This window comes from Luteibacter sp. P4_D7_3, assembly GCF_056401735.1.
The window spans coordinates 1-7,310 of the sequence record NZ_JBFUIT010000206.1 but is presented as its reverse complement, the minus strand read 5'-3'; the positions used below and the strand labels follow the sequence as shown (position 1 = coordinate 7,310).

The 7,310-nt window shown below is 66.8% G+C and carries 5 protein-coding genes; 3 read left to right on the top strand and 2 right to left on the bottom strand.

Annotation, left to right across the window (positions count from 1 at the left end; translation table 11 throughout):
* Both AC1DSN_RS15705 and AC1DSN_RS15700 read left to right on the top strand, forming a co-directional pair.
* Window positions 1–105, top strand: a 105-nt coding sequence (locus AC1DSN_RS15705) for a 4a-hydroxytetrahydrobiopterin dehydratase (RefSeq protein ID WP_477331563.1), incomplete at its 5' end; no start/stop codon positions are given.
* Between the two features lies 1 nt (window position 106).
* Window positions 107–1,534, top strand: a complete 1,428-nt coding sequence (locus AC1DSN_RS15700; protein WP_477331561.1) for a CPBP family glutamic-type intramembrane protease — start codon at window positions 107–109, stop codon at window positions 1,532–1,534.
* Between the two features lie 6 nt (window positions 1,535–1,540).
* Here AC1DSN_RS15700 and AC1DSN_RS15695 read toward each other — a convergent pair whose 3' ends face one another.
* Entirely contained in the window at window positions 1,541–2,488 is a 948-nt protein-coding gene (locus tag AC1DSN_RS15695; RefSeq protein WP_213947989.1) for an RluA family pseudouridine synthase, read from the bottom strand.
* Window positions 2,489–2,838: 350 nt separating this feature from the next.
* Between AC1DSN_RS15695 and rne the strand changes: the two genes are divergently transcribed.
* A complete protein-coding gene (rne, locus tag AC1DSN_RS15690; RefSeq protein ID WP_477331559.1) occupies window positions 2,839–6,345 on the top strand; it encodes a ribonuclease E in 3,507 nt (1,168 codons plus the stop codon).
* 86 nt (window positions 6,346–6,431) lie between these two features.
* Here rne and AC1DSN_RS15685 read toward each other — a convergent pair whose 3' ends face one another.
* Window positions 6,432–7,085: a response regulator gene (locus AC1DSN_RS15685; RefSeq protein ID WP_046969125.1), complete on the bottom strand. Its 654-nt coding sequence runs from the start codon at window positions 7,083–7,085 to the stop codon at window positions 6,432–6,434.
* Window positions 7,086–7,310 lie beyond the last annotated feature (225 nt).

The window sequence follows — 7,310 nt, the reverse complement described above, 5'->3', positions numbered from 1 at the left end:
GGCTATGGCCACTGCCAGCTGCTCTGGTCCACGCATGATGTCGGCGGGCTCTCGCTGAACGACATGATCTGCGCGGCCCGTGTCGAGGCCCTGCTGGATCGCTGAGGTGCGCAAGCTGTCGCCTCGCGGGACCGCTTTCGCAGCGGTGCTGCTGGCGATCGCGTCGCTGTTCGCCCTGCCCTGGCTTGCGGCCACGGTGGTTCGCGGGGCGATCGAGCGCGATAGCGCGAATGACCGCGCCGCGTACGCCACGGGATCGTCCCCATGGCGCTGGCATCTCCGTGACAGCGGCGATGTCGTTGCCGGGCGGGTCTTCGGAGGCGGAAGACTGCAACAGGTACCGGGCGGCCTGCAGGTGCGGGCAACCGACGGCAGCGCGCTAGAGATCGGCTTCCCGCTGCGCCGCCCGGCCGACCTGCGTGCGCTGGCGACCCTGCGCCTGGATGCCTCGGCGTCGGCGGCCGGGCATTACGCCTTGGCGGTCCGCCCGACGCTGCAGGCACCCGTGGCACATGCCGATCTGGGTAATCTGTCGCCGGAGGCCTTGTCGCACCCCGTGCGGCTTGACCGGCTCAAGTGGACCGATGACACCCACCACACCGTCAACGCGCCGGGCCGGGCCGCCATGCTGCGACTCGTCGCCACACTGCCCGCCGGCCAGACCCTTACCCTTCGCGAGGCCTCTCTCGCACCGCCTCAAACATGGCTACCACCGGCCGCCACGTCCCTGCCTGACGGACTATCGGCCGAAGGCCTGCTCGACTGGCGCGACGCCCGGTTGGCGACCTCGCCCACGGCGAGTTTCGGCAATGCCGTCCGGCAACCTCCGGCTCCCGCCTGGCAGCCTTGGGCGGCTCCGCTGCTCTACCTCTTGCTGCTGGTCGTCGTGCCGTCGGTACGCGCGGCGATGAAACCCGCCGAAGCGGACGCGGTGCGGCCCGTCCGGGCCGGCCCGATCGAAGCACTCCTCGTCATCGCCGGACCCGTCTGGTTCATTGCGGGTCTCGGCTTGTCTGCGAGGCCGGCCGCACCGGCTGTCGTCATGTTCGCGCTGGGCGTGGTTTACGCCCTTTTCCTGGCGATCAGGCGCCAGCTGCCGCGCTGGCGCTGGCTCGGTGCCTGGCGCACGGCAGGCTGGCCGCTCCTTGCCTTGCCAGTCACCATCGCGATCGTGGCGGTGGCGGGCCACGCACCGGTTTGGCCGGTACCGGGTCGCGCACTCCTCTATATAGCGTGGGCCTTCGTCCAGCAGTGGCTGATCCTCGCCGTGGTCGCCTCGCTGCTCGCGCRGGCCCTTCCGCGGCCGCTGGCCGTGCTGCTCGCGGCGCTGACCTTCGCCCTGCTGCACACGCCCAACAGCCTGTTGATGCAGCTGTGTTTCGTCGCCGAGCTCGGCTGGGCCTGGTGGTACCTGCATCACCGCGCGCTGCTTCCCGTGGCGCTGGCCCATGCGTTCAGCGCCCTGTTGCTGCAGGCCTGCCTGGCCGGTGGGATCCTGCGCTCGCTGGAAGTGAGCGCGAGGTTCCTTGGCTGACCGGCCTCAGCCGGCCAGTTTGTTGAGGAACGCCTTGAGTTCGTCGGGCAACGGCGAGGAAAAATCGTAGTTCTTGCCGTCCAGGTCGAAGCTCATGCGTGCCGCGTGCAGGAACATCCGCTTCAGGCCCATGGCCCGGAACCGCTTGTTCGCCGCCTCGTCGCCATACTTCGGGTCACCGGCCAGCGGATGCCCGGCGTACTGTGCATGGACGCGGATCTGGTGGGTACGGCCGGTACCCAGGGTCGCCTGCATCAGGCGGGCGTTCGGGTACTGCTCCAGTTCCTTGAAATAGGTCAGCGAGGGCTTGCCCGCATCGTCGACGCGGACCAGGCGCTCGCCACCGTGCATCACAGACTTCAGAAGCGGCGCATTCACGTCGAACTTGGCTTTGCGCGGCGTACCGGTCATCAGGCAGAGGTACTGCTTGGTCACCGTATTTTCGCGGATCAGCGCCTGCAGGCCCGTCAGTCCCGACCGGGACTTCGCCAGCACGAGCACACCGCTGGTATCGCGGTCGAGGCGATGGACCAGTTCGAGGTGCTCGTTCGGCCGTGCCGCCCGCAGCAGCTCGATGGCGCCATGGCTGACGCCACTGCCGCCATGGGCCGCGATGCCGACCGGCTTGTCGATCACCAGGAAGTGCTTGTCTTCGAAGATGACGGCGTCGGCCACCGACCGGACCATGCCGGAAGGCGCCTCGTTCTCTTCGCGCTCGGCCACGCGAACCGGCGGAATCCGCAACATATCGCCCAGGGCAAGGCGCGTGTCCGGCTTGGCCCGCTTGCCGTTGATCCGGACCTGCCCCGTTCTCAGGATGCGGTAGACCAGGCTGCGCGGCACCCCCTTGAGCATGGTCATCAGGGCGTTGTCCACGCGCTGGCCGTCCCGCTCAGGGCCGATTTCGACGATGCGCACACCTTGGCCGCCGTCGAGGGAAGTTACCGTCTGCATTGATAAAACTCGAATTTGATAGGATACTCGGCGAGCGCCAGGCTCCGCTGAAGACTTATCTCTCGCGGGGTGCCTGTACCGTCACGTAAGGCGAGTGTCATGCCATTCCGTCCGAGGGGTCGGAAGGTGAGCACACCCCACATCGTAGCGGTTCGGGTTGCGGTTGTCCGGCTAATCCGTAAGGACGCGGACCGGTTGCAAGGCGCTTATCACGAATCACGCCGGGTCCAGGTATCGGTCCCGGATCCCATGCCGCTTGAAGCCTCACCGCTGCGGCGCGATCCCCGGCAGGCCGCCCCAAAGGGCGCCACCGCGGCGCGCGGCCGCGCGGCAAGGCCGAGGAACTTACAATGAAGCGTATGTTGATCAACGCGACTCAGCGCGAAGAGTTGCGCGTGGCCATCGTCGATGGCCAGAACCTTTACGATCTCGATATTGAAATCCCGTCCCGGGAACAGAAAAAAGCCAATATCTACAAGGGTCGTATCACCCGCGTCGAACCGTCCCTCGAAGCCTGCTTCGTCGACTACGGCGCCGAACGCCACGGCTTCCTTCCGCTCAAGGAAGTGGCCCGCGAGTACTTCAACCCGAACGCGGAAGGCAAGTCCAACATCCGTGAGCTGTTGAAGGAAGGCCAGGAAATCATCGTCCAGGTCGAGAAGGAAGAGCGCGGCAACAAGGGAGCCGCCCTCACCACCTTCATCAGCCTCGCCGGTCGCTACATGGTGCTGATGCCGAACAACCCCCGTGCCGGCGGCGTGTCCCGTCGCATCGAGGGTGAAGACCGCCAGGCCCTGAAGGAAGCGATGGAGCACCTCTCGGTGCCCGACGACATGGGCCTGATCGTGCGCACCGCCGGTATGGGCCGTGACRCCGAAGAGCTCCAGTGGGATCTCGACTACCTCCTGCAACTGTGGAAGTCGGTCTCGGGCGCTGCGAACTCGCAGAAGGCCCCATTCCTGATCTACCAGGAATCCAAGCTGTTCATCCGCGCCCTGCGCGACTACCTGCGTAATGACATCGGCGAGATCCTCATCGACGAGGAGCAGCTGTTCAACGACGCCCGCGACTTCGTCCAGCAGGTGATGCCGAACAATCTGCGCAAGCTCAAGCTCTACCAGGATCCGACGCCGCTGTTCTCGCGGTACCAGATCGAAACCCAGATCGAAAGCATCTTCGAGCGTAACGTCCGCCTTCCCTCCGGCGGTTCGATCGTCATCGACCAGACCGAAGCCCTCACCGCCATCGACATCAACTCGTCGAAGGCGACCAAGGGCAGCGACATCGAAGAGACAGCGTTCAACACCAATCTCGAAGCCGCCAGCGAGATTGCCCGTCAGCTGCGCATCCGCGATGCCGGCGGCCTGATCGTCATCGACTTCATCGACATGGACAGCCCGCGCCACCAGCGCGAGGTGGAAGAGCGCCTCAAGGACGCCCTCAAGGCGGACCGCGCCCGTGTCCAGATCGGTCGCATCTCACGTTTCGGCCTGCTCGAAATGTCGCGTCAGCGCCTGCGCCCGAGCCTGGGCGAAGCCACCCAGATCGTCTGCCCGCGTTGCGAAGGCCATGGCCACATCCGCAGCGTCGAATCGCTGGCCCTGTCCACTCTGCGTCTCATCGAAGAGCACGCAATGAAGGAAAACACCGGGCAGGTCCTGGTGCAGGCGCCGCCCGCGGTCGCCAACTTCATGCTCAACGAGAAGCGCGCCAGCGTCGTCGAGATCGAACTGCGCCACAACGTGCACGTGGTCGTCGTCGCTGACGACAAGCTCGAGACGCCGCACCTGGAAATCACCCGTATCCGTGAAGCGGACATGGGCGAGCACAGCAAGCCGAGCTACGAGCGCACCACCCCGGTGGTCGCGGTCGCCCTGCCGAAGATGGGCCAGGCCCTGGGCAGTGGCGAGCAGCCGCTGGTGACCGGAGTCGTGCCGTCCACCCCCGCCCCGATCCGTGACGACGAGGACGAGACTCCGGTCGCGCCCGTCGCCGCCGCGAAGGCACGTCCCCCGGTTGCCGCTCCGGCAGCGAAGGGCGGCTTCTTCTCGCGCCTCTTCGGTGGCCTGTTCAGCTCCTCCGAGCCGGCAGCGCCCGCCGCCGAGCCGGCGCCGGCCCGTCGCGACGAATCGCGCCAGGGCAGCGGTGGACGTAACGAGCGCAACCCGCGCCGTGATGACCGTCGTGGCAACGAAGGTCGCAACAAGAACAACGAACAGCGTCAGCGCGGCGAACGCAGCGAACGTGGCGAGCGCAAGGACAACGCGCAGCAGCAGCCGAAGGGCCAGCAGCAGGCCAAGGGCGGCAACAAGCAGGCCCGTAACGAGCCGCGTCAGGGCGAGCCACGCCAGGGCGAAGAGAAGGCGCCGCGTCAGCCGAAGGAACAGCAGCAGGGTGGTCGCCAGGGCGGCCGCCAGGAGCAGCAGGTCCAGGGTGAAGGCCGTCAGGGCGGCGAAGGCCGTCGTCAGCCGCGTGGCGAGCGCCAGCCGCAGGGTGACAAGGTCGAGAAGATCGAAAAGGCAACGACACTCGTTGCGGGTGCTGCGCAGACCGCCGCGCCGGGCACCGTTCGTGTCCCGGCCGAGAAGCCGAATGCCCCACTGAAGGACGAGGACGGCATCTCGCCGGTCATTACCGATGAAGCCCTCACGCAGGTCGAGGGTTCGGTCGCCGCCGATGGCGGCGCCCCGTCCACCGAAACCAAGGACACCGAGGGTGGCCAGCGCCGTCGTCGTGGCCGTCGCGGCGGTCGCCGTCGTCGTCGCCAGGAAGATGGTACGCAGGCCGRCTCGATCGAAGGCGGCAACGCCGACGACCTCGATGACGACGAGAATGACAACGACGACATCGTCGAGACCACGCCAGCTCGCACCACGCGTGACAGCGCCAGCGTGCCGCCGATGCTCGACACCGCCGCTGCCGCCGAGAACGCCTTCGCGGTAGAAGCGCCACGCAATGAAGCCACCCGTCCGGCTCCCGCCGCGGCGACGGCTGCGGTCGCAACGGTCGCGTCAACGGCCGCGGATGACGAGTCGGTGCCCTCGGCACTCACCCTGACCTCGCTGCCGAAGCTGCCGCCGATCCCGGGCACCTCCGCTCCGGTCGCGCCGCATGCGCATCCTGTCGATCCCGCTACTCCGGCCGACTCGGCGCAGGCGCGTACGACCGAACGTCGCCAGACCGAGTCGGGCGCCCCGTTGAAGACGGCAGACGTCTCCGCAGAGGCGCCAGTCGCGGCCACGCCGGTCGAAACCAAGGCTGTCGAAAGCGCACCCGTCCACGTCGATGCACCGGCCCCGGTCGCACCGGCCGTAGACGAGCCCTCCATCCCGCTCGCCACCCCGGCCAGGCAGTCGTCCGTGCTCGACACGCCGGCTCGCGGCATGCTGCCGGAAACGGCACCGGAAGCCCCGATCGTGGAAGTGCCCGCCGAGGCAGCCGCCCCGGTCGAAGCGCCGAAGCCCGTCATCGTTCCGGCTCCAGCCCCGGTTCCGGCTCCGGCCCCGGTCGTTACCGAGGCCAAGGCGCCCGAAGCACAACATGCACCGGCACCTGCCGTTGCACCGGTAGCGGCGCCCGCGCCAGCCCCGGTGGTTGCTGCTCCGGCACCTGCCCCGGCTCCGGTCGCGGCTCCGACGCCGGTTGCCGCTCCGGCACCGACGCCAGTCGCTGCTCCGGCACCGGCACCGGCCCCGGCTCCGGATACGACCCGCGCTCCGGTCGCTGAGCCGGCTCCGGCTCCGGCAGCTGATGAACCGTCCACCGGTTCGCCGTGGGCGCCCCCGGCGCAAGGCGATCTCCTGACGCGTCCTCGCCAGGAAACGCCGCACGGCGACACGCCGCGCGACGAGCACTAAGGGAAGTACGGGGAGGCCTCGGCCTCCCTCACAAAAAAACGCCGGGCATTGCCCGGCGTTTTTTTTGTTACCGATTGCGAACTATCTCAACTGCCGACCTGATGGTTGTGGGTGTCGAGAAGTCCATGCACGGTCATCAGGTGAGCAAGGCCCACGACATGGTCCACATGCAGCTTTTCCATCAGGCGCTGTTTGTACGTGGATACCGTTTTGGGACTGAGGTTGAGACGCTCACCGATCGATGTGAGCGGCATCCCGCGAACCAGCATCATCGAGACTTCCATCTCGCGAGTGGACAAGGTGTCGAAGGGTGACTCCGAGCCGTCCAGCGTCGCGAGGGCAAGTTGCTGCGCGACGGACGGAGCCAGATAACGCCGACCGGAGGCAACCTGACGCACGGCGCTGAGCAATTCGTCCGACGAGCAGCCCTTGGTGAGATATCCGAGCGCGCCTGCATCGAGAAGGCGCTTCGGAAAACGGGCGTCATCGACGATAGTGAGAATCACGATATTCGTGCGCAGTTTGGCGCGTACGACTCGCTCAGTGAGTTCCACGCCGCTCATGCCCGGCATGTGCACATCCACGAGTGCGATGTCCGGTGCGAGCGTACGGATGAGCCGCAGGCCCTCTTCCGCCGTGCCCGCCTCTCCCCTGACCCGGAAATCCGCTTGTTGCTGCAGGATCATCCGGAAACCGGTCCTGACCAGCTCGTGGTCGTCGACCAATACAACGTTAATCATTAAGTGCCCTCCCTGGGCCGACTGTACTTCAATGCGCGCGGATCGATCGCGCGCGGCCTGCGGACGCATACAATGCCAGATGTGCAGGCGAGACAACCAGCGTGTGCATATCATCAACCTCGGTCGCGACAGCCTGTAGCGGTAGACGCCGTGCTGCGTGAGGTGACATGACCTGATGTTCGTGTCATCGTCGCCCACGCCTGTTTGTAGGCGTATACGTAAGGA